Annotated in this window: 2 pseudogenes; one reads left to right on the plus strand and one right to left on the minus strand. The window is 66.7% G+C overall.

Annotated features, from left to right (window positions below):
• Positions 1-283 precede the first annotated feature (283 nt).
• Positions 284-1,387: pseudogene (locus D7V77_RS41480) on the plus strand (transposase); the annotation flags it as partial.
• 383 nt (positions 1,388-1,770) lie between these two features.
• Here D7V77_RS41480 and D7V77_RS41485 read toward each other — a convergent pair.
• Positions 1,771-2,480: pseudogene (locus D7V77_RS41485) on the minus strand (4-amino-4-deoxy-L-arabinose transferase); the annotation flags it as partial.

Raw genomic sequence — 2,480 nt, forward strand, 5'->3', positions numbered from 1 at the left:
GCAGCCGCGCCTCCAGCTCCGCGATGCGAGCCTCCTGCTGCGCAATGCGAGCCTCCTGCTGCTCGATTCGCGCGAGCGCCGCGCTCAGCAGTCGCTCCAACTCCGCGATACGCGCATCTCTTGGGTCGGGAGTGGCCACGTTCCATTATTTCTAAGCCGCCCCCGGCCCACGTCGAGCGTGGTGAGGCCCACCGTTCGCTGCCTCACTACCCCCTCAGTCGAGCACCACCCCGTGAACGCTTACGATCATGGCAGCCACCTGGATTCAAGTGACCGGGTAGTATTAGAAGGAGCCGGGCGGGTTGAGGACACCCTCAACCTGCTCGGCCACGCAGGCCGCAAGGTGGCCGAGGGCATGGCGCTCGCGCTCGGCACCGACGTCGAGGAGGTGTGTCAGCAGGCCGATGCGCCGTTGCTGCTGGCCAGCAGCATCAAGGCCGGCCTCGATATCGACTGGAGCGCGCCCGACGCGAAGCTCGACGCACTCAATCGCCTGTGTCGGCAGCTCGACCGTCTCATGGCCTGGGTGGCGAAGCAGTCGAAGTCGTGCGTCGCGGCTCCGCTGACTCGCTACATCGAAGCGCTCGCGCAGGTGAAGGCGCAGGACCTCGAGCCGCGCCCCGAGGGCGGCGTGCAGATTCGACAGGGCGTGGCGGCTGACAGGCGCATCTCCATCGAGGACGCCGACATGCGCCACGGACGCAAGAGCAAGAGCAAGCGATTCAATGGCTACAAGCAGCACGTCGGCACCGACCTCGACACCGAACTCGTGGTCGCCTGTGTCGTGACGCCAGCCAACCGCCCCGAAGAGGAGGCGACTCTTGCACTGCAGGAAGACATGGCCCACCAGGAGCTCTTCCCCGATGTCCTCCTCATCGACAGGGCGTACCTCAACAGCACCATGGCCGAAGACGTGCTGGAGAGCGGCGGCGACGTCGTCTGTCGGCCGTGGCGAGGAGCCAGCGCGAAGCCTGGACTCTTCGGCAAGCGCGACTTCAAAGTGAACGTCCGCGACGGCACCCTCACGTGCCCTGCTGGCGAGGTGGAGCCCTTCGAGCCCGGTGCCGTCGTGCACTTCGACCCGGAAGTCTGCGGGCCGTGCAAGCTGCGCTCAAGCTGTACCCAGGCCGCGTCCGGCAAGGGGCGCAGCGTCACGATGGGGGACGACGAGCGGCTCCAGCAGCGCCTTCGCGCACGTCTCCACTCGCGCGCGGGCCGCGCACAACTCCGCGAGCGTGTCGGCGTCGAGCATTGCCTGGCACATCTCGCCAACCGCCAGGGCCCGAAGGCCCGTTACCGCGGCACGCGCCGCAACCTCTTTGACCTCAGGCGACTCGCGGTCGTCCAAAACCTTGAGGTTGCCGCGCGCTACCAACTCGCGGCGTGACCTAACCTGTTCGGCGCTCTAGGCAACGGATCCGCCGTCACTCGAGCCACCCTGGATGCGCAGGAACAACACTCCATCCGCAGTTCGAGTCGAGTCTGCGGCCATGATGCAGGTGTTGTGATGGGCAGCGACATGAAGGGATGCGCCTGACGGCAGAGCTTCTGATGAACATAGGCCTTGAGCGCGAGCACGGGCAGCATGACTGGGCTGCAGTCTCCTTCGCTCCGGGACTTCAGGCCAGATGCTGCGGGAGCATGGGAAGGCACGGCGCGCGCCGTTCCTCCTGCATTCAGCTGTGGTGACAGCGATCAAGAGGGCAAGGGGCGAAGGGATTTCATAAGGTCTCAAGGTACGATGGTATTTCGATTTCGAGCCTGGGATTACTACGTCTTGTTTATCAACCGCCACACCGTGAACGTGTGCAGCCGCCGTCCCCGGAAGACCCCCGTGAGCTTCACCGGGCCCTCCACGGAGCCAAAGCGTTGCACCAGTTCTTCCGGCGGTGCCGCGCCGTTCTCCGAACACCACAGCACGTCCTGCCCGGGCTTCAATTCCAGCTCAGGCCAGAGGTCATACTGGCTCTTGCGCCGTGACGGGCCCACCGTGTCCGTCTCCACGCCCGCCGTATACGCGACCTGCGAAGCCAGTTGATACGTGGGCGCGTAGACCGCCGTGGGCCCCGGCGCCATGCCCGGGAACAGCTGCTCCGGCGTCCTCAGCCGCTCCAGCACGCCCCAACCGTGCGTCCTCGCCAGCACCACGTCGCGCTCGAACGTCAGCACCGGGAACAACAGATGCGACGTCACCGCGAGCACCACCGCCATCCCGCTCCACGCCGCCGCCCGCTGCCACACGGGCCTCATCCCCGCGACCCCAATGCACGCCGCCACATACGCCGCCGCAGGCCAGTTTGCCTCGCCCCGCGTCTTCGCCGCCGCGTAGCCGAAGAACAGCAGCGGAATCACCGCTGCCATGCGCAACAGGAACTGCTCCCTCGGCCCTCGCACCGCGTACACCAGCGCCAGCGGGAACAGCACCGGCCCGCCCATGGCGAACTGTCCCGCCACGTACTCGCCGAACGTCGCCCACCCGC

The organism is Corallococcus sp. CA041A, assembly GCF_003612075.1.
Taxonomy (GTDB): Bacteria; Myxococcota; Myxococcia; order Myxococcales; family Myxococcaceae; genus Corallococcus; species Corallococcus exiguus.